This window comes from Hominimerdicola alba, from assembly GCF_900112155.1.
GTDB classification, from domain to species: domain Bacteria; phylum Bacillota; class Clostridia; order Oscillospirales; family Ruminococcaceae; genus Hominimerdicola; species Hominimerdicola alba_D.
On the sequence record NZ_FOKQ01000014.1, the window covers coordinates 15,598 to 39,454 of the forward strand.

Annotated in this window: 25 protein-coding genes and 2 pseudogenes; 4 read left to right on the forward strand and 23 right to left on the reverse strand. The window is 45.7% G+C overall.

Annotated elements, in window-relative coordinates; all coding sequences use genetic code 11:
- Nucleotides 1–130: 130 nt before the first annotated feature.
- The 3 genes and pseudogenes from BM265_RS20995 to BM265_RS09065 all read right to left on the reverse strand — a co-directional run bounded on the left by BM265_RS20995 (nucleotide 131) and on the right by BM265_RS09065 (nucleotide 5,248).
- A pseudogene (locus tag BM265_RS20995) lies at nucleotides 131–1,605 on the reverse strand (IS1182 family transposase).
- Nucleotides 1,606–1,826: 221 nt separating this feature from the next.
- Nucleotides 1,827–4,046 carry a BspA family leucine-rich repeat surface protein gene (locus BM265_RS09060; RefSeq protein ID WP_074961249.1) on the reverse strand — a complete coding sequence of 740 codons (2,220 nt, stop codon included), beginning with the start codon at nucleotides 4,044–4,046 and terminating at the stop codon, nucleotides 1,827–1,829.
- A 326-nt stretch (nucleotides 4,047–4,372) separates the two neighbouring features.
- Nucleotides 4,373–5,248, reverse strand: coding sequence for a hypothetical protein (locus BM265_RS09065; RefSeq protein ID WP_074961250.1), 876 nt, complete (start codon nucleotides 5,246–5,248; stop codon nucleotides 4,373–4,375).
- A 121-nt stretch (nucleotides 5,249–5,369) separates the two neighbouring features.
- Between BM265_RS09065 and BM265_RS20620 the strand changes: the two are divergent.
- Nucleotides 5,370–6,482 (forward strand): annotated as a pseudogene (locus tag BM265_RS20620) (ISAs1 family transposase).
- A gap of 39 nt (nucleotides 6,483–6,521) precedes the next feature.
- On the opposite strand, the gene BM265_RS09080 reads toward BM265_RS20620, so the two are convergent.
- The 14 genes from BM265_RS09080 to BM265_RS09145 form a co-directional block, all read right to left on the reverse strand.
- Nucleotides 6,522–6,998 (reverse strand): nucleoside phosphorylase-I family protein, encoded by a 477-nt coding sequence (locus BM265_RS09080; protein WP_074961253.1) that lies wholly within the window; start codon nucleotides 6,996–6,998, stop codon nucleotides 6,522–6,524.
- A gap of 69 nt (nucleotides 6,999–7,067) precedes the next feature.
- Nucleotides 7,068–7,307 (reverse strand): hypothetical protein, encoded by a 240-nt coding sequence (locus tag BM265_RS09085; protein ID WP_074961254.1) that lies wholly within the window; start codon nucleotides 7,305–7,307, stop codon nucleotides 7,068–7,070.
- A 166-nt stretch (nucleotides 7,308–7,473) separates the two neighbouring features.
- Nucleotides 7,474–7,983, reverse strand: coding sequence for a GNAT family N-acetyltransferase (locus BM265_RS09090; protein ID WP_074961255.1), 510 nt, complete (start codon nucleotides 7,981–7,983; stop codon nucleotides 7,474–7,476).
- Between the two features lie 25 nt (nucleotides 7,984–8,008).
- Nucleotides 8,009–8,569 (reverse strand): DJ-1/PfpI family protein, encoded by a 561-nt coding sequence (locus BM265_RS09095; RefSeq protein WP_074961256.1) that lies wholly within the window; start codon nucleotides 8,567–8,569, stop codon nucleotides 8,009–8,011.
- A 2-nt stretch (nucleotides 8,570–8,571) separates the two neighbouring features.
- The gene (locus tag BM265_RS09100) at nucleotides 8,572–9,195 is read right to left on the reverse strand and encodes a transglutaminase-like domain-containing protein (RefSeq protein WP_074961257.1); all 624 of its coding nucleotides are present in this window, start codon (nucleotides 9,193–9,195) and stop codon (nucleotides 8,572–8,574) included.
- Between the two features lie 18 nt (nucleotides 9,196–9,213).
- Nucleotides 9,214–9,963 (reverse strand): class I SAM-dependent methyltransferase, encoded by a 750-nt coding sequence (locus BM265_RS09105; protein WP_074961258.1) that lies wholly within the window; start codon nucleotides 9,961–9,963, stop codon nucleotides 9,214–9,216.
- A 413-nt stretch (nucleotides 9,964–10,376) separates the two neighbouring features.
- Nucleotides 10,377–11,132: a carboxymuconolactone decarboxylase family protein gene (locus BM265_RS09110; protein ID WP_074961259.1), complete on the reverse strand. Its 756-nt coding sequence runs from the start codon at nucleotides 11,130–11,132 to the stop codon at nucleotides 10,377–10,379.
- A 12-nt stretch (nucleotides 11,133–11,144) separates the two neighbouring features.
- Nucleotides 11,145–11,630: a flavodoxin gene (locus BM265_RS09115; RefSeq protein WP_074961260.1), complete on the reverse strand. Its 486-nt coding sequence runs from the start codon at nucleotides 11,628–11,630 to the stop codon at nucleotides 11,145–11,147.
- A gap of 52 nt (nucleotides 11,631–11,682) precedes the next feature.
- Complete coding sequence (locus BM265_RS09120; protein WP_074961261.1) at nucleotides 11,683–12,309, reverse strand: flavodoxin family protein; 627 nt, start codon at nucleotides 12,307–12,309, stop codon at nucleotides 11,683–11,685.
- 17 nt (nucleotides 12,310–12,326) lie between these two features.
- Entirely contained in the window at nucleotides 12,327–12,659 is a 333-nt protein-coding gene (locus tag BM265_RS09125; RefSeq protein ID WP_074961262.1) for an antibiotic biosynthesis monooxygenase family protein, read from the reverse strand.
- Nucleotides 12,660–12,663: 4 nt separating this feature from the next.
- Nucleotides 12,664–13,518: an aldo/keto reductase gene (locus tag BM265_RS09130; RefSeq protein ID WP_074961263.1), complete on the reverse strand. Its 855-nt coding sequence runs from the start codon at nucleotides 13,516–13,518 to the stop codon at nucleotides 12,664–12,666.
- A gap of 54 nt (nucleotides 13,519–13,572) precedes the next feature.
- Nucleotides 13,573–14,739: an iron-containing alcohol dehydrogenase gene (locus BM265_RS09135; RefSeq protein ID WP_074961264.1), complete on the reverse strand. Its 1,167-nt coding sequence runs from the start codon at nucleotides 14,737–14,739 to the stop codon at nucleotides 13,573–13,575.
- Nucleotides 14,740–14,754: 15 nt separating this feature from the next.
- Complete coding sequence (locus BM265_RS09140) at nucleotides 14,755–14,997, reverse strand: hypothetical protein (RefSeq protein WP_074961265.1); 243 nt, start codon at nucleotides 14,995–14,997, stop codon at nucleotides 14,755–14,757.
- 95 nt (nucleotides 14,998–15,092) lie between these two features.
- The gene (locus BM265_RS09145; RefSeq protein ID WP_074961266.1) at nucleotides 15,093–15,974 is read right to left on the reverse strand and encodes a LysR family transcriptional regulator; all 882 of its coding nucleotides are present in this window, start codon (nucleotides 15,972–15,974) and stop codon (nucleotides 15,093–15,095) included.
- Nucleotides 15,975–16,175: 201 nt separating this feature from the next.
- Here BM265_RS09145 and BM265_RS20890 point away from each other — a divergent pair, with 201 nt between their 5' ends.
- From BM265_RS20890 to BM265_RS09155, 3 genes are read left to right on the forward strand one after another with little or no spacing between them, the layout of a single operon-like run.
- Nucleotides 16,176–16,499: an SDR family NAD(P)-dependent oxidoreductase gene (locus BM265_RS20890; protein WP_278287620.1), complete on the forward strand. Its 324-nt coding sequence runs from the start codon at nucleotides 16,176–16,178 to the stop codon at nucleotides 16,497–16,499.
- Nucleotides 16,478–16,969, forward strand: coding sequence for an SDR family NAD(P)-dependent oxidoreductase (locus BM265_RS20895; protein ID WP_278287621.1), 492 nt, complete (start codon nucleotides 16,478–16,480; stop codon nucleotides 16,967–16,969). The genes BM265_RS20890 and BM265_RS20895 overlap by 22 nt, the downstream gene beginning before the upstream one ends.
- A gap of 49 nt (nucleotides 16,970–17,018) precedes the next feature.
- A complete protein-coding gene (locus BM265_RS09155) occupies nucleotides 17,019–17,996 on the forward strand; it encodes an AraC family transcriptional regulator (RefSeq protein ID WP_074961267.1) in 978 nt (325 codons plus the stop codon).
- Between the two features lie 331 nt (nucleotides 17,997–18,327).
- Here BM265_RS09155 and BM265_RS09160 read toward each other — a convergent pair whose 3' ends face one another.
- The 6 genes from BM265_RS09160 to BM265_RS09185 all read right to left on the reverse strand — a co-directional run bounded on the left by BM265_RS09160 (nucleotide 18,328) and on the right by BM265_RS09185 (nucleotide 23,850).
- A complete protein-coding gene (locus tag BM265_RS09160) occupies nucleotides 18,328–19,794 on the reverse strand; it encodes a sensor histidine kinase (RefSeq protein WP_074961268.1) in 1,467 nt (488 codons plus the stop codon).
- Entirely contained in the window at nucleotides 19,784–20,458 is a 675-nt protein-coding gene (locus tag BM265_RS09165; protein WP_074961269.1) for a response regulator transcription factor, read from the reverse strand. The genes BM265_RS09160 and BM265_RS09165 overlap by 11 nt, the downstream gene beginning before the upstream one ends.
- A gap of 81 nt (nucleotides 20,459–20,539) precedes the next feature.
- Nucleotides 20,540–21,052, reverse strand: coding sequence for a hypothetical protein (locus BM265_RS20035; RefSeq protein ID WP_074961270.1), 513 nt, complete (start codon nucleotides 21,050–21,052; stop codon nucleotides 20,540–20,542).
- Nucleotides 21,049–21,750 carry an urease accessory protein UreH domain-containing protein gene (locus BM265_RS09175; protein WP_074961271.1) on the reverse strand — a complete coding sequence of 234 codons (702 nt, stop codon included), beginning with the start codon at nucleotides 21,748–21,750 and terminating at the stop codon, nucleotides 21,049–21,051. Before BM265_RS09175 ends, BM265_RS20035 begins: the two co-directional genes overlap by 4 nt.
- A gap of 4 nt (nucleotides 21,751–21,754) precedes the next feature.
- Nucleotides 21,755–22,540 carry an acyl-CoA dehydratase activase gene (locus tag BM265_RS09180; protein ID WP_074961272.1) on the reverse strand — a complete coding sequence of 262 codons (786 nt, stop codon included), beginning with the start codon at nucleotides 22,538–22,540 and terminating at the stop codon, nucleotides 21,755–21,757.
- Nucleotides 22,540–23,850 (reverse strand): 2-hydroxyacyl-CoA dehydratase family protein, encoded by a 1,311-nt coding sequence (locus BM265_RS09185; protein ID WP_074961273.1) that lies wholly within the window; start codon nucleotides 23,848–23,850, stop codon nucleotides 22,540–22,542. Before BM265_RS09185 ends, BM265_RS09180 begins: the two co-directional genes overlap by 1 nt.
- Nucleotides 23,851–23,857: the final 7 nt, after the last annotated feature.

The following is a 23,857-nucleotide window of genomic DNA, read 5'->3' on the forward strand; positions in this document are numbered from 1 at the left end:
CAGCAGCCTCCTTACCTTTGTGAAAAGCCAGAACAATATAACACATTGTAATATATCACCCATTTTCAGAGCAAACTTCCCCAAGCCCCGACGAAAGCCGGGGCTTTTTTGACGGTATTTGAGAAAAACACTACGCCGTTTTCAACTCAAAAAGTGAAACTCCGCAGCGGTTTTGGGAAACCTTTGCAAAAAGCTTCTTTATGTTGTAGGAAATCGCCAGCAAAAGGAACTCCGTTCTGATGTTTTTGCTGCCCCTGCATAGGAATCTGCTGAAGCCGTGATCCTGCTTCAGCACACCGAATGCCCCCTCCGACTGGATGCTCCTGTTCATCCTCAGCTGTCTGCCGAAGTTGGTCGTAATGTTCTCCAGGCTCTCTTCCCGCAGCTCTTTGAACCTGTTCGATACCGAAAGCGTCTTGTTGCCCTTTGCTTTCGTGCAGTTCTGCCTGTACGGACAGCCCTCGCAGCTTTCGCATCTGTAAACCGCTTTCTCCGAAACGAAGCCGGTCTTGCTCTTTTCATGCTTCGTTCCGCCCCTCCAAAGTATCCTGCCGGCCTCGCATACGAAGATATCGCCAACTCCATATTTTCGGGCCTGCCGTACTTCGTGCGTTGGTTTTTCTTCTTTTGCTGTTCATAATTTACCGGCTTTATGTATGAGATCAGACCGTGAGATCTGAGATACAGATAATTCTCCTCGCTCTCGTATCCTGCATCGCAGATGATGTTTTTCAACACAAACAGCTCAAGGCTGTTGAGTTTTTCGAGGAACGGGATCAGCGTGTTTACGTCGCTTCGCTCGCTGGAAATGTCTATTCCGAGTATGTATTCCCCCTCGACAGCAGCCTGTATATTGTATCCCGGCTTAAGTTGACCGTTTTTCATGTGGTCTTCCTTCATCCGCATAAAGGTAGCATCGGTATCGGTCTTGGAAAAGCTGTTCCGACCGTCAAAAAGACTGTTGTAATACTCATACTGTGCCAGCTTTTCAGAATATTCTTCGAGCTTTTCAAGTGCTTTCTGATATGACGATTTGTGATGACCTTTACCCGTGACACGAACTATCCCGACCTTTGACATCAGCGATGAAAGGGTAGCTATCATATCAGGAACCGGCGTATTTCTGGGAAATCTTATGCCAAAGGCGGAGTCGATCTCATCCAAGACAGCCGGCAGTTTTGCACGGAGCTTTTCTTCATTTTTAGCAACTGATTTCTTCCAGACAAACGTATATCTGTTGGCATTGGCTTCGATCTTGGTGCTGTCTATAAAAAGATTTTCACCACTGATCTCGCCCATTTTCTTTCGGAAGCGTGAGATCGTGCTGTGATCGGGATTTTTGGATCCTTCGAGCGGCCACCAGAAGTATATATCGCGTTTGCAGAGCTGTTCGATCTTACGGCTTGAAAATGCGCCGTTCATATAGCCGAATATGAGTATTTTCATCATGATGTCCTCAGGGATATCCCCCATCCACTTGCTTTGAACGGTGTAGTCCGCAGTGTAATAGATCTCGTTGATGACATCGTTCAGCATTTTCACCTGTGAGTTTTCCTCGATGTAGATATCAAAATTCATATTCATCCGCACTTGACAATTTCTCATTTTTATGGTACAATCCTTTCGTTGGTTTGATGTTTTCTTGCAATTACATTATACCACAAAATGAGAAGCCTAGCACTATTCCTTGCAGGGTCTTATATTTTAGGGGATAAGAAAATTCTGACGGTTACCTCATTTACGCAAGTATAATAAAAAACGGATAGTCGTCTGATACTGACGTTCTATCCGTTTTGCATTTATCAAATTATAACAAATTCAGCCTATCACTTTATAGTAATAGTTCCTGCATTTTTGATTGCATTTGCTGTATCCCAGCTACCGTTTACTCTTGCCGCGATAGCGACCTTGTAGGTCTTACCCGGGGTGAGGTTCTTGGGAGAAGTGTAAACTGTGTCGGTTATGTCCTGTGCTTGAACTATCCACTTTCCTGCCAGATATACAGCGATGCCATATTTGTCTGCACCTTCGACTTTATCCCATGTAAATCTTACCTGGTGGTATTCTTTGCTGTATTCTACTTTGATGTTTGTGGGATAAGTGAGCGCATTGGCGGTTAAACGCTTGTAGGTGTTAGTTCCGTTATTGCCGATGACTGCATATTTCCCGTTACCGCTTACAACGTTTTTGGGAGCATTTGCATTTACCCAGCCGCTGCCGTTCGGGAGACTCATTTCCTCTGTTATATTGCTAAACTTCTCACCGATCTTGAGAGTGTTCAGCTTGTTGCAGTCTTTGAATGTATCGGTAAAATCTTTCACTTTGCTTGTATCAAAGCTGCTGAGATCAAGTGTTGTAAGGCTGGAACAACCAAAGAAAATATCACTCATGTATTTGACATTGCTTGTATCGAAACTACTCAGATCAAGTTTACTCAGACCGGAGCATCCGTTGAACATTGAATGCATTTCTGTTACACTGCTTGTATCAAAATTGCTCAGATCAAGTTCGGTCAAACTTGAACAACCACCGAACATCCAACCCATACCTGTGGTATTTTTTGTATCAAATCCGCTAACATCTATCGACGTCAGACCCGAACAGCCGTTGAACAAACTGGTCATTATTTTTACATTGCTTGTATCAATTGAACTAACATCAATCGTTGTCAAAGCGGAGCAATCATGGAACATACCGGAGATATCTTTTGCCTTTCGGGTATCAAATCCACTTACATCAATTGAGGTAAGGCTAGTACAATGACTGAAGATAAAAGAGAAACTATCGACACTGCTTGTATCAAATCCACTCACATCAAGCGAAGTAAGATTTGAACAATCGCTGAACATATTGTTCATATCTTTTACCTTGCGAGTATCAAAGCTGCTTACATCAAGTCTTTTCAAACCGGAACAGTAACGGAACATTCCATATATATATGTAACATTACTTGTGTCAAAATTACTCACATCAAGTTCGCTCAGTTTTTTACAGCCACCAAACATATAGGACATAGTTGTGACATTACTCGTATCAAATCCGCTTACATCAAGTTCAGTCAAACCTTTACATCCATAGAACATCCATCCAATATTTGTGACCTTGCTTGTATCGAAACCGCTCAGATCAAGCGTGGTCAAGCCATAACAGGATGAGAACATATCGCACATATCCGTGACATTTTCGGTATTAAAGTTACTTATATCAAGTGATGATATTTTCTTACATTCCTTGAACATACCGCTCATATTCGTGACATTGCTTGTATCAAAACCGCTTACATCGATCGAAGTAAGTTTTGAACAGCTTTCAAACATATAACCCAGATTTGTTACGTTGCCGGTATCGAATCTGCTTACATCAAGTTCAGTCAAGCTGGTACAATCCTTGAACATCCTAAGCATACTGGTAACATTGCCGGTATCAAATCCGCTTACATCAAGTGATGTCAGACCGATGCACCCCAAAAACATTGCAGGCATATTTGTAACATTGCTTGTGTCAAATCCGCTTACGTCAAGTGCAGTCAGTTTATAACAACGTAAAAACATACAACCCATATCTGTAACATTGCCGGTATCGAATCCGCTTACATCAAGTGTAGTCAGTTCGGAACAATCATAAAACATACTATTCATATTTGTAACTTTGCTTGTGTCAAATCCGCTGATATTAAGGGTGCTCAGTTTTTTACAGCCAGAGAACATATTGCTCATATCAGTAACATTGCTTGTATCAGCATCTGAAAGATCAATATAAGTACAGTAATTAAAATCGCTGAACAGCTCGCTGCAATCTTCAGGCAAAACAGTTCCTTCTAAAGCTACGATGGTTTTTACATACGAACGGTAACAAAAATCCCTTACAGCTGTACCATTTACCTCACCTCTGAGAAACAGCACTCCTGAATTTTCATCATAGGAAAATTTGTTTGCAAATTCGGCATGCGCGGTTATAGTCTGTGTTATTATCGGCGCGCCAACGCTGACAGTTCCTGCTGCCATACACAGTGACACTACTACTGCTAAAAATCTTTTTACTCGCATTGTTGTTACCTCCAAAATTTTCAATTTTTAATAGAATAAAATATATAAATATTCTAAAAGACATGATAGCATACATCACAAAGAATGTCAACAATTACGATATGTTTTATTTATTATTTGTTTATTATCAATAAAAGAAAATATATTTTTTTATGCTTTTGTTGAATGTCGATCTTTGATAACACGAACGATCAATATTCACGTACCAAAACGAGCGTATGCATACGTTTGCATACGCTCGTATATTTTGGTATCGTTTGGAATAAAATTCGTATCGTCTGGTATGAGTTCGTATAATTTGGTATACACATCAACGAAAAAACTATCTACCGATGCATAACAACCAAAGCCAACACTGCCATACCAATACACATCACACCCAGAAACACAGACCCGACTCTTGTTCCCATCAGCGGACGATATATCTTCGACGGTTTCTCGGGCGAAAACCTTATCTCCCGCAGATTGCCGATATCCGGCACATCAACATTCGTGAACACACCCTCGCTTGAAACATAGATCGTCCCATTAACTTCATACTGCCACCAGGGCTTGTAAAGGCGGCTGATCCCGCTGCCTCGCCTGCCAACCGTTCTTCCGCCTCTCTTATGGCTGCTTTTAGAATAATGATAATTTCTGTAAATGCACATAGCCGTGATCACCTGCGTACATTCTCTCATTTTACGCGAATGCACCACAGGCGGTATCACCAGCATTCCCAAGCCAACTATTCCAAACCCGACGCAGGCAACTTCTATCATCCTTTCCTGCGTAAAATAAAAGCTACCAGGATGTGACTTATGATAAACGTTCACCACCGATATCACCACCAGCACAGCCCCTATCAGCGGAATCACAAGATTCATAATACTCTCCAGCGATACTCCGTCCTGAAACAGACCGACCAGCCCGACGAACAGTAGCAGCGCCCCGAATGTCGTCATGCAAAGTAAAGGTTCCGTTTGCGCAAAAATCGGCATAGCGATCAGCACACCGATAAACGCTATTACAACTATCGCTACCTTGATACTGTCCGCCTTGCTTGTCTTACTTTCCTCCAGACCAAGCTTTCCCTCCAGTCCAAGCCTTTCAGCAGGCACACCGTCCACAATCAACCTTTTTCCATAAGGATTGACAATCGCCCGCATCAGCGTTCCCATATCGAACACAGGTGAAGTAAACTCATCATTACCACTATTCATATAAATGCCCCCTATCTTTATTTATATTATACCACATCACAATATAAAAGTAAAGAACCATAGCTAACTGATACACGGCAACAGCATTTACTTTTTAGAGAAAAAGAAGTAAAATAGAGATATGAAGATAGAAGAATTAAAAGAAGGAATACGAAATATAAGTGAGCCAAGGAGGACAGGATATGGAAATATCCGACACAAGCTTGAAGATATAATAATCATAGGACTGTGTACCATAATATGCGGAGGGGAAGATTTAGCCGATATGGAGGCGTTTGGCAAGAGTCGACAGGAATATTTGTCGAAATTTCTTGAACTTCCGAATGGTACACCTGATAGTGACACATTCAGACGAGTATTTGAAAAACTAAATCCGTCTGAGCTTTCGTCATGCCTGATAAACTGGATATCATGTGAAAGAACCAAAAGAGGAACAGTTGCGATAGACGGAAAAACGATTTGCGGAAGCGGCAATTGTAAACATAAAGCATATCATGTAATAAGTGCTTTTGTTGCAGAAAATCAGCTTACTTTAGGTGAATTGGCAGTTGAAGAAAAAACAAATGAGATAACGGCAGTTCCTGAACTTCTGGATCTGATTGATGTAAAAGGCGACATCGTAACTGCTGATGCAATGAGCTGTCAGAAGAAGATCGTTGAAAAGATAATTAAGAAGAAAGCAGATTATGCAATAGGTCTGAAACAGAATCAGCCTGCATTATACAAGGATACCAAAGATTATTTTAATGAATTTTGTGATGATATTCCGATGAAATCGACGCTTGACAAGGGACATGGAAGAATTGAAAAACGTGAATATCAGTAGCTTACCGAACTGTCTTGGCTGGAACAAAGAGACGAATGGAAAGGCTTAAAGGGACTTGGATGCGTGAAGTCAACAGTTAGCGAAAAAGGAGAAACACGAGAATTTACAAGATATTTCATAACCTCGCTTACTGATCTCGATGAATTTGCCGATTCTGTAAGAAAGCACTGGGCAATAGAGAATAATCTTCATTGGTGCCTTGATGTTATTTTTAAAGAAGATGCTTCAAGAGCAAGAAAAGACAATTCACCACTCGTTCTCAATATTATGCGTAAAATCGCTCTCAATCTTGTTTCTCAGGCTCAGTACAAGCGTATTAGTAAAAGGCGTCTGATGTTTCGTGCTGCTCTTGAACCTACTCTTTTTCTCGATATCCTTTTTGATCCTTCTTCCGTTTCTCCTCAATAGTAAATGCTGTTGCCGTGTCTCAGTGGTTACAATGAATAATTAAACAAATATAGTTTCCTTTTTAAGTTGAGTAGCACCACAAAAGTATATAAACACTAACACCAAACAAATAAGACAGCGGTTCAAAGGGGCTGTTGCAGCCCCTTGTGACGGAATGATAAATTTTCCGTTGGTAATGCTATTATCCAGACTCCCGCAAGAGCCAAACATAATAAATTTATTTGCCCCTGTCAGGTGATTTACTTCTGCTGTCAGTTCTCCTGCACGGTCAGAACCAATATGTGTCAAATAAAAAGCGCTCTCTCTATGATTCCTTTGAAATGACCATATCGGTATATTTCCGTTACAGACACTTACTTCTGCAATTTGTTTGCATTCATACTGCGACAATAAATGTTCGTATATCTCCTTGGAGAATATTACAAGGCATATTTCAACGAGATGCTTTTTTTCACTATAGAAAGCCTCGAAATTTACGATCGGTTCACTTTTAATATCATAAGAATCAATTATCATCTGAACCCTAACCACCTTTCAAATTCCGTTTATATTGATAATCAATTATATCACTACTTTGACGCATTATCAATGGAAACGCCATAGTACTTCTGACTTTACATCAGAAATACTATGGCTTAATACTTCTATATGAGTATCGGCAGTATCGAAGCTGTCCTTGGGAATGATATGTCCGTTCTCGTTCTTAACGACAAACGCCGACGAAGCAGTATAACTGTCGTTAACGGGGTTTGCTTTGAGTTCGGAAAGAGCCTGATAAGCCTCACTCTCGACCTTGAAATCCACTACAAAAATACTTTCTGCCATTGTTTATACCTCCTGTTTAGTGCAATACTGTTATATTGCATAAAATTTTGTATTATTATCGCAACATATTTTTATTCGTTTGTCAACACCTAATTCAAAATTTCAGGCAAGTACGATGCCGGGCTCTTGAGGTGACGATCAGAAGTGCTGTGTTCGGTATTATAAATCATGCATCTTTTATCAGCGCATACATCTTCATATTCTCGAGCTTACCGTTCTTGAAAGCATTGCACCTCAGCACCCCTTCGCAGGCGAAGCCGGCCTTTTCAAGTACTCGGCAGGATGCTGCATTGCTTTCAAAGGGCTCAGCAAAGATCCTGATGATGTCGGTATTGTCAAAAACATAGCTGCAAATCTGCCTGACAGCTTCGGTCGTATAGCCGTTACCCCAGTAGGGTTCCCCGATATAGTAACCCAGCTCGGCAGTCCGGTAATGGATATTTCCGCAGCGGAATATGCCTATGCTCCCGATGATCTTATCATCGGCAGTGACCGCAAAAGCAAAGGTCTTATCCTCATCGGCGGACAGCATCGCCCGTATAAAATCCTCTGCATCCTTCTCCGTGTAGGGAAAAGGCAGACCGTCCCTCAGATTATCAAGTATCTTTACGTTGTTCAGATTCTCGGCCAGCGCGGTCTTGTCTTCAAGCTTCCATTTTCTTATTCCGATAACCATTTTCATTACCTCAATTAAGTTTATTTCAGAACCCCATAGCGGTCTTTGTTTGCTGCATCTTTTCCGTGCCCACCAGCTCTTCAAAGAGCATAAAGGCAACAGCCTGGCTCGTCTTCGGGCAGTAGGATGTTATGATATTATCCGTCCTCACAACCGGCTCATCCACGACGATTGCACCGTACTGTGCAAGCTGTTTTTGCCTGTGTCCACCGTTAAGGTGATAGGTCGTGGCACGCTTCCCTTTAAGTATGCCGCTGTTGCCCAGCGCAAGCGCCGCGACGCAGATAGTTGCTATCATCTTGCCCCGAGCATTGAAATCATTTATCAGCTTAACCGCCTGCTCCGAGAAGGCATCCTCGTAAAAGCCGTATTCCTCAAAGCCGCCGGGGATCGCCAGCGCATCGTAGTCGTCGATGCAAACATCATCGAGCAGCAGTTCCGCGTTGACCGACACACCGAAAGTGCTTGTGACCGTCTTTCGCAGAGCGCAGGTAACAGCATCGACACCTGCCCAGCCCATAATGTCAACAAAAACGCTCGCCTCCATTGTTTCAAAGCCTTGAGCAAGAAAAAGCAATACTTTCATGTTTAATCCTCTGTTATATAACCCAGTTCATCCGGCAGATCATCCCATAATTTCTCTCTTGAACTGTACTTATCAAATTTTGAAACTATCAGAGGTGCGGGTTCGGGATAGACCGTCAGGCCGTCTCGTTCTCCCTTCTCGGGACGGATCGGGAATGCAAGCTGCTCTGTTTCGAGAGAAAACTGCGCGTTCACGCCCGGCTTGTTGCCTCTTGGGTCAAGCCTGATCCACCTGCCGAGAGACTTTATATATACTCCGTTCAGACCGTGATAAATGAGGATGGATGCGACGTCATCGTCCAGTATCAGCTTCTGATAGCAGAATCCTGCGGGGACTCCCTTGCAGCGCAGTATCGCAGCTAATAAGTGAGATTTTGCAAAGCATATCCCATGTCCCGCTTTCAAGACCTCCGATGCCGAACAGGTCAGCTCATCTGCATTTATATCCGCCGAGTGTGATATGTTATCACGCACATATTCAAAGACTATTCTTACAAAGTCTGTTTCATCTGTTGCTTTATTGAACAATGTGTCAGCAAGCTCTGAAACAGCCTGATCGGAATAATCTATTGCATCGGAGCAATTAAGATAATCCCCAATCTTATCGGAATAAACCGTAATATCCATTCTGTAGCGTCCTTTCACTTATTTGCAAAACAGCATATTATTGACCCATTCCGTGACCCATACCTCTTTGTCGATGATCTTCATATCGTAGCTTTCGACAACATCACGGTCATATTTCCGCATAATATCGAGATAGGCCTGTTCCATTTTTCTCGGAAAACGGATACTGCTCTTGAAAGAATCAGCAGGAAACAGACCGCTTTCCCTGCAAAGCTCTTTCCACTCTTCTGCTGAATAAAACCTGATATGACCATCGGGCTTGACCTGCATATATTCGTCTATAAAACCGTCTTTGTCGATATCGTTGGGGGTCGGGTCGCAGATGAACAGATAACCCTCATCCGTAAGCACCCGGGATATTTCCGAAAGGCTCGCCCTTATCTCCGGGAAGTGATGCAGCGCATATCTCGATACCACCATATCAAAGCTCTTATCCGCAAAGGGGAAATTCACTCCGTCATATACGCAGAAGCTGATATTGTCAAGCTTTTCATCAGCTGCACGCCTGCGGTCGTTTTCCAGAGCCTTTTCAACTATATCCAGGCCGACAATAGTAACATCGGGAAAACTCTTGGCTATCGCAAATGTAAGATACCCTGTCCCCGCCCCCAGGTCGAGTATCTTCATCCCGGGTCTTACAGGAAGGAAGTCGATTATCGCATTCAGCTGCGTATCATCCTGGGTTTGTCTGGCATAGAAGTTTTTCTCAGCGAAGGCCGCTTCAAAGCCTTCCTTTGCTGCGGCTATGGTTTCTTTGGTATCTGACATGGTAACATCTCCTTTCATGCGGCTTTAAAGCAGCACTGCCTCTCGCCAGCGTTACGATCTGTATGCTATCATTCTATCATATATTTGTCCGGGAGTCAACAGCTTTTCAAAGGTCTGTATGGTCTGATAGCTATTATGGTTGACCGGGGAGCAGGAGAATGTTGATAAAATGGGCTGGTACAGCTTTGCATAATTACAGGGTTTGTTTATCACGGCGCTGCTTCGCAACTCCGTGAAAGCGCGAAAAAAGATGGGGCTGTTGCACGAACAGCGTAACCGTGATTCGCGCATAATCGCACTTTGATAAGCATAAAAACACGAAACGAGCCGCGTAGCTACTCGGTGAAATGCCGAAAACAGCGGCGGGAAAGCTGTGCAACAGCCCCCCGATTTTGACTCCAGTATCAAAGTTCCTATTTCAGCTTATTGTAATCCTCATCCGAAACAGCCTCGCACCATTCCGTACTGCCGTCCTCGCCCTCGATTTCTATTGCAAGGTGTGAGAACCATGAATCGGGTGCAGCACCGTGCCAGTGCTTAACATTCGCAGGGATATTCACAACATCGCCCGGATGAAGCTCTCTTGCTTCCTTGCCCCATTCCTGATAGTATCCACGACCACCGACACATATCAGCATCTGACCACCGCCGCTTTTTGCGTGGTGGATATGCCAGTTGTTGCGGCAGGCAGGCTCAAAAGTGACATTGAATATCGCAAGCTGTTCGGTAGAAACAGGAGCAAGATAGCTCTGCCCTACGAAGTAATCGCCGTAGGGATTCGGCTCTCCGATTGGGAAGAAAATCTCGTTCTGATACCTGTCCTTATCGGTCATTTCAGGAGATTTGTCATTCCATACTTCTTTTGCAAGTCCAAACACCGCCCAAGCGTGCGGCCAGCCTGCATAGAAAGCCGTGTGTGTGATGATCGCTGCGATTTCCTTCTGAGATACGCCGTGATTTTTCGCATTCATCAGGTGGAATTTCAGCGCATCGCTCGTCACGCCCTGCGACATGAGAGCAACAACAGTAATGATACTGCGTGTTTTCAGGTCAATGTCGGTATTATTCCAGTTCTCCCCGAAAAGAATATCATCGTTGTAATGGGCAAATTCGGGAGCGAACTCACCGAGGGCATCTCTGCCAGCGGTCTGTACTATCTTTTCTGCCATAGTGTGACCTCCTCACAGCCATTCGGCAACGGTATTCTTAGAATCCTTTGCTTTTGATCCGACGATAGCAAGTCCCTTGCTGTCAACACTTGCACCCTTGCACATTTTCTTCACATCAGACACCATACTTCCGAGACCGGAGCCTTCATGGGTGCTGATGACTCTGACGGTCTTCCCGCTGAAATCAAGCCCTGTCAGTGAAGTTTCTACTTCGGGAGCATAAGTTCCCCAATAGATTGGACTCATGATAAAAATCGTGTCATAGGCGGAAATGTCCGTCAGCTTCTCCTTAATAGGAGCATTTCCGATACGCTGTTTTGCTTCCTCGATACAGGTCTTGTAATCAGCCGCATACGGAACAGCAGGCTCGACCTTGAATATATCCGCACCTGTCAGCTCCTGCACGAACTCTGCAACGATTTCGGTGTTGCCCTTGTCGATATATCCTACTGCGTAGTTTTCATCAGCTCTGCTGAAATAAATGATAAGTGCTTTCATAAATTCCTCCTGTTTTAGAAATTCGTATTCAGTTTCTTTATTTACTCCTTGATCAAAGATCTTCTCTGATAAAATGTGTAGGCTGCCATGGCTCTTTCTCAGGCAATCCATACTTTTCCTTTCCGAGAGCAATAGACTTCATCAGAAAGCTCATATTCTTAGCAAGCGTTCGCATTGTCTGCAAACCCTCTGCGTCCTTTTCGGCTTCACCGATCTCACGACCATGTACGCAGTTCCAGTATTGGCTTGAAGCTACGGGCATATTGCTTATGGTGAAATACTTATTCAGCTCGTCGAATGTTGCTGAACAGCCACCGCGCCTTGCGACAACAACACTTGCTCCGACCTTCATGGTCTTATCGAAGCGGGTGCTGAAAAACAGTCTGTCAAGGCAGGCGATGAGCGTTGCGTTTGCTGAAGCATAATACACAGGCGAAGCTACTACAAGACCGTCCGCCGCTTCAAACTTCGGTGCAAGCTCATTGACCGCATCATTGAATACACAATGCCCAAGCTCTGCACATTTGCGGCAGGCGATACAGCCGCGAATATCCTTGTTCCCGATATGACAGACTTCCGTTTCTATGCCTTGTGCTTCAAAAGTCTTTGCAAGCTCGTTTACAGCTATCGCAGTATTGCCTTTAGCGTGGGGACTTCCGTTAATTATCAATACTTTCATGCCAGTTTCCTCCGTTTCTATTTAACAATAAATTTCGTATCCTTATCGGGAATACCGTCCTCATCGGAGATATACCTTTCGACCTTCATTTTCAGACCGTACTTCTCCCGAAGCTCTGTAATTGTCTGCATCATGGGCGAAGCATGATGGACATCAATTGCGCCCTGACTTGTCCATTGATCTATCAGCAGTACCGTTTCGGGATCGTCAAGAGGCTGAAAATACTCATAGCGGAGATTGCCGTTCTCATTTCGTATCTTGTCCACCGTACCGCTTTGAATCATTTCCTCTGCGAATTTACGGGCGTTTCCGTTCTCGCCCGTGTAATAGATGTTTACCGTGATGCTCATACTTTCACCAAGTCATCGCAAACTCGACCTTTTCGGGAGCCTCGGGGTTTCCGATCATGGGCGAAGCCTTATCGAGTGCCTGCAAGGACAGCATCTCGTCCTCGTTCAGCTCAAAGTCAAATATGTTGATGTTTTCCCTGATACGCTCGGTATGCACCGACTTCGGGATAACTGCAACATCACTCTGCACAAGGAAACGCAGAATCACCTGTGCAGGCGTTTTGCCATACTTCTCAGCAAGCACCTTCACGGCAGGCTCGGAGAACATTTCATTGGATCTGCCCTGACCGAGCGGAGAATAAGCCTGATGTGCGATACTGTACTTTTCAAGCCATTTCTTTTCTTCAAGGCGCTGGCAGTAAAGGTGCGTTTCGATCTGGTTGAGCGCAGGCTTTATTTCGTTGAAGTTGATGAGGTCGATGAAACGATCAGCTTCCATATTTGAAACACCGATCGCCTTGATCTTGCCTGCCTTGTAGTATTCCTCAAGCACACGCCAAGCGGCGTACACATTTCCAAAAGCCCAATGTAACAGAACCATGTCGATATACTCCACGCCGAGCTTTCTCATTGACTCGTCAAGGCTCTTGCGGCAGTCCTCGGTCTCAAAGGAGCGAAACCACACCTTTGTTGTGATGAAAAGCTCCGAACGGGTGCAAAGTCCTTCGTCGAGTGCCGCCTTGATGCCTGCGCCGACAGCATCTTCGTTGCCGTAAGCCTGTGCCGTGTCGATCAGGCGATAGCCTGCCCGTATCGCTTCAAGCACGCTGTTTTTGCACTCCGCCGCATCGGTCACCTGAAAAGTGCCGTAGCCGAGCATGGGCATTTTTATGCCGTTGTTCAATACCTTGTAAATCATAATGTGATCCTCCTTTTTTCTGTGTAACAGATATTTCGCATTGTTCCGGTCTTATTACATACTCGCTTTCAGTATCTTAACGACCTCATCATGGTCAAGCACCTTGTAGCCTCCGTTCAGGATAATAGTCGCATCAGCGATACCCTCGATCATATCTTCGGTCGCACCGAGGTCTTTGATGTTCATCACAAGTCCGATCTCCTTCATCCAGCTTTCCATAGCGGAAAGTCCCTCATTAGCAAGCTGTTCATCGGTCTTGCCCTCGGCGGATATGCCCCATACCTCGGTTGCAAAACGAGCAAACTTCTTCAAACCGTAAGGCATGATATATCTGTAATACGGCAGAGATACCGCAGCAAGTGTCATACCGTGCGTTGCGTCCGTATATGCGCCAACTGCCTGACCGAGCATATGCACCATCCAGTCCTCGGATTTTCCTCTGGAAACAAGCGTATTTAGCGCCCATGTCGCAGTCCACATGATGTTGGAACGTGCTTCGTAGTCCTGCGGGTTTTCAACAGCGATACAGCTTGCGTGGATAAGGCTTTTCATAAGTCCCTCGCTGATGTAGTCAGAGGTATTGTTGTCCTCACCTGAGAAATACTGTTCGCAGATATGATTGAGAATATCGTAGATACCTGCCACCATCTGATATTTCGGGAGCGTCATGGTGTATCTCGGATTGAGGATAGAGAATTTCGGCATTACATCGTCACTGAACACATGACCGATCTTGAGCTTTGCTTCGTGATTGGTTATGACAGAACCGCCGTTCATTTCTGAGCCTGTACCTGCCATTGTCAGCACGCAACCGACTGGCACGATCTTGCAGGTCGGTTCTTCAAAGCGGATATAGTATTTATCCCACGGATCATCATCACAGTGAACGGAAACAGATACAGCTTTTGAATAGTCGCAGACAGAACCGCCGCCCACAGCAAGGATAAAATCTGTCTTATGCTCACGGGCAATCGCAACGCCCTCATTCAGCTTGTCGGAAGTCGGATTAGGCATAACGCCCGAAACCTCGGCAACATTCTTACCGCAGTCGTTCAGGATAGCAATAATTTCATCATACAGACCGCTTTTTTTGATAGAACCTCCGCCGTACACGAACAGAATGTTTTTGCCGTAGTTTGCAAGCTCAGTTTTCAGATTGCTGAGAGAGTCCTCACCGAAATAGAGCTTGGTCGGGTTGTGGTAGCTGAAATTTCCTAACATGATACATACCTCCGTTTATTGGTTTTTGTTTTCCGTACACCATATTACATAATCAAGCCTGTCGAGCAATGCCTGTTCCTTGTGGATAGAATCAAGCAAAGAACGCCTTGCATTTCGCAGGATACGAACCTTTTCGGCACAGCATTCCTTACCGCAGCATTCGGAAAGAAAAGCCTTTATCTGCTTGTCGGTCAGCCCCGCCTGCGATAATACCTCGGCTATCTCATTATCGGTAATATTCGTATTTGTCACTTTCATTCTATCACCTCGCAAAACAAAAAGAGTACAGGTTTTATGTCCTGTACTCATTATAGCATAGTTTTCTCAACATGTAAAATGCTTATATCTTATACTTAGGTATGCTCAGAATGTATACTTTTGATATATTCAAGAAACTTCCCCGCCGCACCCGAATAGGGACTGAGTTTTTTCCACGCAAGAACCGATGTAAACGACAGCTCGGGTGTCAGCGGTCGGAACGTGAGCTTTGCGGGATCATACAGATCGACTGCACCTTCAATCGTCAAAACACAGGCTATCCCGCGCTCTGCAAGAGGTGCAACGTTGTTGATAAGGTTCATTGTCGCAACAATGTCCAGTTCGGAGACGGGACACCTCAGCCATTCTTCGATCTCGCTTTTCAGGGCGATGCGACTCGTCACAACCAAAGGCAATCCCTTTAACTGCTTTCGGGTTATCGCTTTTTCTTTCGCAAGCGGGTGATCGGCAGGCATCAGCAAGCCCCACGTTTCCTTTGAGGGCAGTCGGATATAGTCGAATTTCTCTATATCCACAGGCTCTAACAGTATCCCGAAGTCAAGAAGTCCGTGTTCGAGCTTTTCTTTGACACGGTCAGCCGTACCTGTGAGAATATCAAAGCTGACAAGCGGATAGCGTTCACGGAAATGAGAGATCAGTTCGGGGAGTATCTCCGCCGCTTTCAGACCTCCGCTGCCAACCGATATGATGCCGCTGATTTCTTCCTGTTCCTGAAAGTCGCTGTCTATCTTCTTCATCAAGGTAACAACTTCTTCCGCACGTCTTCGGAGCATCACGCCCGAATCGGTCAGAGTGAGCCGTTTGCCCCTGATAAAGAGCGTGGTGTGCAGTTCGTCCTCAAGCTCTTTCATCTGACGGCTGAGCGTGGGCTGGGTGACGTGCAAAACCTCGGCGGCTCTTGATATGTTCTCCTCACGCACAACGGTGAGAAAGTATTCCAGTAAACGCAGTTCCATGACAGCACCTCCAAACACAGCATGATATATGATAATTATACCACATGAGGATTGAAAGGTCAATCGGCAGAATGAGTATATTATTTCATTTGGCACGAATTGATAATAATATTGGCACGATATGATGTTCCATTGGCACAGCTTTTCTGCTATAATAGATACAACAGTAAAACACTAACGACCGAAACGGAGGTATCTACTATGAAAAACACAGCTCTTATCACAGATTCGACAGGCGGACTCGGCTCCTGCTTCGTGAAGATTAACGCTCAGACAGGCAGTGATCTCATTCTTGTAGGACAGAACGAAGCAAAGCTCCTCGCTCAGAAAAAAGAAGTTGAGGAAAAGTACAAAGTAACAGTACAGACGATAGTCGCAAATCTGACCGATGCCGAACAAGTTGATAACATCTACAACACCTGCAAGCAAAACGGCTGGGAGATAGAATATCTCATCAACAACGCAGGCTTCGGCGGTCAGGGTGATTTTCCCGTGAACGTACAATGGAACAGGATATTTCCATGATCGAGGTCAATATCCTTGCTCCCACACGGCTCTGCAAGCTGTTTCTGCCCGATTTTATCAAGCGAGGACATGGCAAGGTGCTGAATGTTTCTTCAACCGCTGCTACGATGCCCGGACCGCTTCAGGCAGTCTACTACGCAACCAAGTCCTATGTTACAAGCTGGTCAAATGCACTTTGGCGTGAGCTGAAAGGCACAGGAGTAACAGTAACCGCACTTATGCCCGGTGCTATGAAAACAGGCTTTGCCAACGCAGGCGGTCTGTCGGATACCAAGCTGTTCGCTAACGCCGTTGATCCGTACAAAGTTGCACAGGACGGATATAATGGCATGATGAAGGGCAAGCTGAATGTCACTTTGGGCTTACCCGGCTGGCAGACACCGATGATAAAGCTGGCTCCGCTGTTCCATAAGAAAGCTATGCTAAACTTTGTTTACGATCAGCAGATCGCAGGAAGTGCCAAGAAGTGATTGCTTTTCAAAGAAAAATATGGTATCCTATTTACAGAGGTGATGCCCGATGAAACGCTTTATCATAGACGGTAGATATGTCGAACTTCTAAAACACTATCACATCAGCCTTGAGGAGATACTGAGGAAAACCGAGCTGCCCGGAGATGTGTTCAGCCATAAAACGCCCACCATGACCGAGGAGCAGTATTTCCGCTTTATTGAAACTCTCGGAAGCTATGCCACTGATCCGCAGATGGCGATTCAGATCGCCTGCACGGATAAGATAGAATCATTCTCACCTCCGATATTTGCGTCATATTGCAGTAAAAACGGTCTTGTGTGGATTGAACGCCTTGCACGGTATAAGGCTTTGATCGGACCGATGAGACTTATTCTCACCAAAACGGAGGATACGCTCATCGTTGAGCTGACAACCGCACAGGGACACCCTCTACCGCAGTTCCTCGCAGAAACGGAAACAGTGTTCCTTGTCAATCTGATACGCAAGGCAACAAAAGAAGAAATAGCTCCCGTTTCGGCAGAGATGATACAGCCGCCCGACACTAATGATTTTGCGGAATACCTGAAAACGAAAATAACCAAATCGGAGCGAAATGCTGTGACATTCAGCCTTGCAGACCTGACCTTGCCGTTCATCACCCACGATGAAGCGATGTGGAGCTACTTCGAGCCTGAACTGAACAAACGGCTTGCAGAGCTTGACATAGACGAATCCACCGCCGCAAGAGTGCGGAGCGCTTTGACTGAGCTTTTGCCCGGCGGTGCTTGCAGTATCGAAGATGTTGCCGAAAAGATCGGTCTGTCAAAACGCACTCTGCAAAGAAAGCTGTCTGAGGAGAACACTACCTTTCAGATACAGCACAACAGCGTTCGGGAGATGCTCGCCAAGCACTATATCCGAAACACCGATATGACCACTAATGATATTGCTTTTCTGCTGGGGTATCAGGAGATAAACTCGTTTATCAGAGCTTTCAGCCTTTGGACGGGCGAAAGCATCAGTGAATACAGAAATCATAAATAATGAAACACCGCACAGGGGGTTCTCCTTGTGCGGTATATTTCTGTTCACAACATTGAGTACACCCGGTTCAAGTCTCGTGAAATGTACAAACTATCGTACTAATACAAATTGACAACCCCGTAAAAAAGTGACATAATTAAGGAAATCAATTGTGGACGTCGGGATGTTTTATCATTTCTTCACACTCACGGTTTATCAGCCTTTGCAGGATATCTTGCGGGAAACGTTATTAGTGCAGCTCATAGTATATTGTTTTCGTTATCATAGCATAAACAAAGGACTACGTCCCCCATAATCGGAAGAAATAGCCCTTATCTTCTGTATCATAAGTCTATCCGATCAATGTCATGTTCAGCGTGATGCGGAAAACGCTCCCTTTGCCGATCTCCGACTCCGAACCGCACACACCGCCATGCTGAATGACGATCTGCTTCACGATAGCAAGTCCTAAGCCCGACACGCCCTTTCCGTTGCGCTGACGATTGGTATAGTATTTATCCCAAATACGTTCAAGCTCTTCGGAAGCGATACCCTCGCCGTGATCCGCTATCTCGATTATCGCTTTCACGTTTTCGGCTTTCAGAGTGACGCCGACCCATTTATCGGAACCGATATGCCTCACAGCATTGTCAACGAGATTATATACCGTCCTCATCAGCCTTGACGAATTGCCCGATACAAATATGCCTTCCGCTATGCTCCGCTCAAAAGTATATCCGTCCTTTTCATAAAGACTCTCAAAGCTGTCGGTAACAGTCCCGACAATTTCGCTCAGATCAACATTCGTCATCACAGCTTCGGTATCCGTCATCTGTAATTCCGAGTATTCGAGTATCTCGTTCACGAGTGCAGTCAGTCTGTCCGTTTCCCTCACGATTACCGCTACGTCCTCGGCGCACTGGACTTCGTCCTCATGGGAGATATCCCGTATCATCTCGGCATAGCCCTTTATCATGGTGAGCGGCGTCCGCAGATCATGAGAAACATTCGCAAGCAGTTCGTTCTGGAATTGCTTATTTTTTCTGAGCTTTTCATCGGTTCTGTCAAGCGTGTCGTTAAGGTCGTCAATCTCGGAGCAGAAGCCCTTGTGATAGTCGACGTTTTCCGCACTCTCGCCCAATGTGTGAGCCTTTTGGTTAAGCTGTGAGATAGGTCGGGAAAAACGTCTCGACATAAACCACGCAAGCACAAAGCCCACACCCACCGAAAGAAGTGTGACTATTATCAGCTGAATACGAATGATACGCGCTGCCGAACCGACCGCGTTCAGGTTCGTTCCGAGGTAGAGTATCGCCTTTTCTCCGCTGCTGCCGTAGTCGATATATTTGCCAAAGAAATACATCTGCTCGGTTTTCATTTCCGCACTTCCGCTGTCGGAGGAAGAAAGCTTCCGAAGAAAATCCTCGTAATTATCGGGAAGCTCTCTATAATGCTGCTGCCCTTTCCGAAGTTTTCTGCCGCCCTTTATCTGCTGAAAGTCCTCGTCATCATCTGCTGAATGTTTGTGTCCCTTCTTGTACTCGTCGGCTGAATAGAGGATATTCCCCTCCGTATCGATGACGTATACAAGCAGCGAATTGTTGATCGATATATCGTCAAGCGCCTCGCTCATATCGCCGTCCAAGCAGAACGACGTTATCTTATCGGCAGCGGACTTTGTGTTCCCGATGACCATGCTGTTATAGAAGTTCTGCAAAAAAACCGTTTGCAAAAGCCAAAGCACCGTGAAGATGACCGCCGTAAAAAACATAAAATATATCAGCAGTTTCTTTCTGAAGGAACTTGCTTTATGCTTCAAACTTATACCCCACCCCTCTTACCGACTTGATACAATTGCGAGCCGTGCCGAGTTTGTTTCGTAACAGCTTTATCTGCCAGTCCACCGTGCGGTCAACGCCGAAGCTGTCATAGCCCCATACCTCGTTGAGTATCTTATCACGGGATAACACTGCGCCGCGGTTGTTCACAAAAAGCATAAGCAAGGCAAACTCCTTTGCAGTAAGCTCGCTTTTTACGCCGTCAACAGTTACAGTTATCCCGAAGGTATCTATCTCAAGCCCGCCGATGATTATTTTGCCGTTATCGGTATCGGGCGTATATATCCGGCTGCGGCTGAGTACCGCCTTTATCCTCGCCATAAGTTCCATAGGCGAAAAAGGCTTTGTAACGTAATCGTCAACGCCCACCTCAAAGCCGAACAGCTTGTCAAATTCCGTACCCCTCGCCGAAAGCATTATCACGGGAATGTCCTTGAACTCCTTTATCTTCTTGCAGGCTGTAAAGCCGTCGGTATCCGGCATCATAACGTCCATGATGATAATGTCGAAATCTTCTTTCTGACAAGCTTCGATAGCTTGTCTGCCGTCTTCGGCTGTCATGACTTCGTAGCCCTCACGCTTTGCATAACGGCTTATTAGCGTGATAATATCGGGTTCGTCATCGACCATAAGTATTTTTGACATAGCACACCTCCTGCATCATGTTCATACCATTATACACGAAAAATGCTTCCTTGTAAAGTGCAAAGAAGCATTTTCAGCTTATCAGCCATATAGTGAATAATACTCGCTTTGTGCAGCACTTTGCTTTCTTGCACCGTTCATACATCTTGGATTCAGCAGTGAGCAGCCGTGTCGGCAGCCGCCGCATTTGAGCTTACCAAGATATTCTTCCAGTGTAGGAGCATCAGATGCTTCGGTGCTTTCCTCAATCTGCTGTTCTTCCTCCTCATACACAGGTTCAGTCTGCTCCGTTATGATCTCATCTGGAACTTCTTCGGGAGTTTCAGTCTGAACATCAGTGCCTTCTTTGGTAGTGACTTCAGTTTCTGTAGTTCTGTGCTTTCTGTTATGCCTTTCTGATGATGTGTTTGTGGTCAGCTCAGTCGTAACGGATTCAGTAACTGTCGTTGAGACAACCGTTGTCTCATTTTCAATAATTTCTGTATCTTCAAATGACTCTGATGATGCAGGTATGTTTATTCCGTGAACTGTGCCATATGCCAGACATATAACAGAATACACTGCTGCAATTGCAGATAAAGTTTTCTTTCTCATAAAGCCATGACCTCCTTTATCAGCCCGACTGCAAATACAGCTATGAGCAGCAGATAGCAGCCAAGTCTGAACCATGTAAGATACTGCGGTATTTCTTTCCGCATTTTCTTTGCAAGCACTCCCGAAAGCAGCATGATGAAAAGCGCAGGAGAAACAGTGCTTGCAAGGGAGAAAACTGCTCCGAGTATCGCTGCAAAGCCAACAGGCAAAGTTGCCGCATAGCCTGTTATCAGTATCAGCGGAGCACAGGGCGATATGCCGTAGCCAAAGCCCATGCTTATCAATGCGCCGTGATGTGTTTTGTCCTCAGTGAGCTTTTCTGTTTTGTCAGAATTGCACCCTTTGCAGGATTTACAGCTGTGGTGTCCGAGTCTTTCCCTTATCCAGCCGATCAGCAGCCACACTCCCATAACGAGCATAACTGCATCAACGATGACTGCTGCCTTGATTCCGAATACACTGCCCGTATCGTCGATCACGCTTCCGCCGACAAGTGATGCTGCACAGCATAACAGAATAACTGCAAGAAACTTCCCGAAAAAGAAATCAAGAAATGCCCTGACCGATTGCTTTACATCTTTTGTGTGCGTGGTAAGATAGCCATACAGCGCGGCACTTATCCCCGACCCGCAGCAGGTGCCGCAGCCCATGCCGACAGAAGCCGCTGCCGTTATACCTGAAAACAGTGTTGTAAACATTGCTTCACCCTCTTTCGCTCGCTATCAGTGCCGCACCTATCGCACCGTTGAACTGCGGATAGGCAGCCACATAAACATCACGCATAAGTTCTTCCTCAAATGCCTTGTGAAGCCCGATATTCAGCGAGCCGCCGCCTGTCATGAGGATATCGCCGTCCTTTTCGGACTTCTTCATCATCTTGACGATTCGCCTTGCCATCGAGATATGCATGCCCGCTAAGATGTCACGGCGGTCATACTTCCTTGCCACTAATGATATGACCTCAGACTGTGCAAACACCACGCAGGTGCTGTTGATGTCGCAGGGATTCTTTGCTTCAAGTGAAAGCGGTCCAACGTTATCAATGGTCGTTTCGAGTATCTGAGCTATGACTTCCATGAACTTGCCGGTTCCTGCGGCACATTTGTCATTCATACTGAAATTCTTCACCGCGTAATTCTGATCGAGATAGATTATCTTCGAGTCCTGCCCACCAATGTCGATTATCATTCCGGGGCGGTAGTCCTTTGGGGCAGTCAGCCGCACTCCGTAGGCATGGGCGGTTATCTCGGAAATGTCATCATCTGCTAATTCAAGAACCTTTCGGCTGTAACCAGTTGCCATGATATAGCCTATCTCCGATGGGGATATGCCGTTGTTGTCACACAGCTCACGGGCAAGCTTACGCGCTGTGCCATCATTGTCGATACCAGTATTTCTCACCATAGTATCTATGACCTCACCGTTTCCAATGAGTGCGGCTTTCAGATAAGTCGAGCCTCCGTCAAGACCGATATAATACTTACCCATTAAAAATCCCTCCTTGCGGCTGTGTGCTTTTCCGGCTTCTGCCGAAGCTTTATAAGCTCGATGAACGCCTCTATGCGTATGCGAAGCTGTTCCACATCTTCCTCGTTGTAGTCGCTTTCAAGGCGGATCACAGGTATGCCGAGCTGTCCCAGTTCTTCCTCGATGCGCTTGTATTCAAAGTCATATACCAAACAGCCACGCAGAACGTGGTATATCACACCCTGTATCTGATTGTCCCTGATAAGCTGTTTCAGACGGTATATCCGCTGTGTATTGTCGGCAAATGTCGGACAGGGACAGGGGCGCAGAGCCTTGTTCGCAAGCGCCCTCATCATGCCGTCGAAGCTGTCGTCAGTTATCACGGGCGGATCATAAAGACCGCGTTCACCCATACAAGTCTCATCCCCCGCGACTATGCCGCCCATCTCCTCGATCAGAAGCGGTATCTTCATGTTCGGGAAAACGATCGGCGAACCTGTCAGCAGTATTCGGGGGAGCTTTTTGTTCGTCACTGTCTGACTGTTCTTTGCACGTTTTTTGAGAGATGCATTCACCGTGTGCAGAACATCAGCCCATTTTTCAGCGGTCATATAAGCCGAAGCGTTCATTATTGTCATGGCGTGCGTGCCGCGTATCAGGTAGGGGTTCTGCTTTTTGAGCCTTATGAACTCCGATAGCTCATACTGCGCCCGACCTGTTTTGCGAAACCCTTCCGCAAGTGTGTTGTATGTTATCTGATTTCCCGTAACATCTTCAAGCCGTGCCGCCATATCGTAAAGCTGATCTGTAAATTCGTCTATCTCGTCATCTCCCTTTGAAGTCGGTATGTGCATCGTCATGACCTCGCATTTGTCGGCAAGCATTCCCGCGATCTTCTTTTTGCAGTCACAGGTCACGGGAACGATCATCAGCGAGCAGTCCTCGTACAGCGGCATAAGTCCCGTATGCTTGAAGCCTGCGACCGCCTTTACAAGCGGACAGGCATCTCGGGGAGCAATATCGTCTCCCACGAAAAATGCCGTATAATTTCCGCTGCACAGCTTTACAGGTACAGCACCTGCCGCATATATAAGCTCCGGCGGTGCCATTACGCAGTATGTGCCGATAGTCTTTTGCCCGTGTGGAATATCAATTCCCTGCATATCCACATATATCCGCTCTAACGTATCGAGGAACGGCTCCATGCCCTCGGGTGCGCCCGAAAGCTCCTCTATACGGCGTAAATACTTTGCGGCAGTCTGTGTTTCCTTATTGATGAAACGCTTGTCCTGACGAGCCTTGCGCTCCTGTTCTCTTGCAGTGATGATCATATCAGCC

Excerpts from the sequence above, each read along its gene's own strand:
- BM265_RS09060 (WP_074961249.1), bottom strand. The coding sequence starts at position 4,046 with ATGCGAGTAAAAAGATTTTTAGCAGTAGTAGTGTCACTGTGTATGGCA.
- BM265_RS09065 (WP_074961250.1), bottom strand. The coding sequence starts at position 5,248 with ATGAATAGTGGTAATGATGAGTTTACTTCACCTGTGTTCGATATGGGA.
- BM265_RS09080 (WP_074961253.1), bottom strand. The coding sequence starts at position 6,998 with ATGATAATTGATTCTTATGATATTAAAAGTGAACCGATCGTAAATTTC.
- BM265_RS09085 (WP_074961254.1), bottom strand. The coding sequence starts at position 7,307 with ATGGCAGAAAGTATTTTTGTAGTGGATTTCAAGGTCGAGAGTGAGGCT.
- BM265_RS09090 (WP_074961255.1), bottom strand. The coding sequence starts at position 7,983 with ATGGTTATCGGAATAAGAAAATGGAAGCTTGAAGACAAGACCGCGCTG.
- BM265_RS09095 (WP_074961256.1), bottom strand. The coding sequence starts at position 8,569 with ATGAAAGTATTGCTTTTTCTTGCTCAAGGCTTTGAAACAATGGAGGCG.
- BM265_RS09100 (WP_074961257.1), bottom strand. The coding sequence starts at position 9,195 with ATGGATATTACGGTTTATTCCGATAAGATTGGGGATTATCTTAATTGC.
- BM265_RS09105 (WP_074961258.1), bottom strand. The coding sequence starts at position 9,963 with ATGTCAGATACCAAAGAAACCATAGCCGCAGCAAAGGAAGGCTTTGAA.
- BM265_RS09110 (WP_074961259.1), bottom strand. The coding sequence starts at position 11,132 with ATGGCAGAAAAGATAGTACAGACCGCTGGCAGAGATGCCCTCGGTGAG.
- BM265_RS09115 (WP_074961260.1), bottom strand. The coding sequence starts at position 11,630 with ATGAAAGCACTTATCATTTATTTCAGCAGAGCTGATGAAAACTACGCA.
- BM265_RS09120 (WP_074961261.1), bottom strand. The coding sequence starts at position 12,309 with ATGAAAGTATTGATAATTAACGGAAGTCCCCACGCTAAAGGCAATACT.
- BM265_RS09125 (WP_074961262.1), bottom strand. The coding sequence starts at position 12,659 with ATGAGCATCACGGTAAACATCTATTACACGGGCGAGAACGGAAACGCC.
- BM265_RS09130 (WP_074961263.1), bottom strand. The coding sequence starts at position 13,518 with ATGATTTACAAGGTATTGAACAACGGCATAAAAATGCCCATGCTCGGC.
- BM265_RS09135 (WP_074961264.1), bottom strand. The coding sequence starts at position 14,739 with ATGTTAGGAAATTTCAGCTACCACAACCCGACCAAGCTCTATTTCGGT.
- BM265_RS09140 (WP_074961265.1), bottom strand. The coding sequence starts at position 14,997 with ATGAAAGTGACAAATACGAATATTACCGATAATGAGATAGCCGAGGTA.
- BM265_RS09145 (WP_074961266.1), bottom strand. The coding sequence starts at position 15,974 with ATGGAACTGCGTTTACTGGAATACTTTCTCACCGTTGTGCGTGAGGAG.
- BM265_RS20890 (WP_278287620.1), top strand. The coding sequence starts at position 16,176 with ATGAAAAACACAGCTCTTATCACAGATTCGACAGGCGGACTCGGCTCC.
- BM265_RS20895 (WP_278287621.1), top strand. The coding sequence starts at position 16,478 with ATGGAACAGGATATTTCCATGATCGAGGTCAATATCCTTGCTCCCACA.
- BM265_RS09155 (WP_074961267.1), top strand. The coding sequence starts at position 17,019 with ATGAAACGCTTTATCATAGACGGTAGATATGTCGAACTTCTAAAACAC.
- BM265_RS09165 (WP_074961269.1), bottom strand. The coding sequence starts at position 20,458 with ATGTCAAAAATACTTATGGTCGATGACGAACCCGATATTATCACGCTA.
- BM265_RS20035 (WP_074961270.1), bottom strand. The coding sequence starts at position 21,052 with ATGAGAAAGAAAACTTTATCTGCAATTGCAGCAGTGTATTCTGTTATA.
- BM265_RS09175 (WP_074961271.1), bottom strand. The coding sequence starts at position 21,750 with ATGTTTACAACACTGTTTTCAGGTATAACGGCAGCGGCTTCTGTCGGC.
- BM265_RS09180 (WP_074961272.1), bottom strand. The coding sequence starts at position 22,540 with ATGGGTAAGTATTATATCGGTCTTGACGGAGGCTCGACTTATCTGAAA.
- BM265_RS09185 (WP_074961273.1), bottom strand. The coding sequence starts at position 23,850 with ATGATCATCACTGCAAGAGAACAGGAGCGCAAGGCTCGTCAGGACAAG.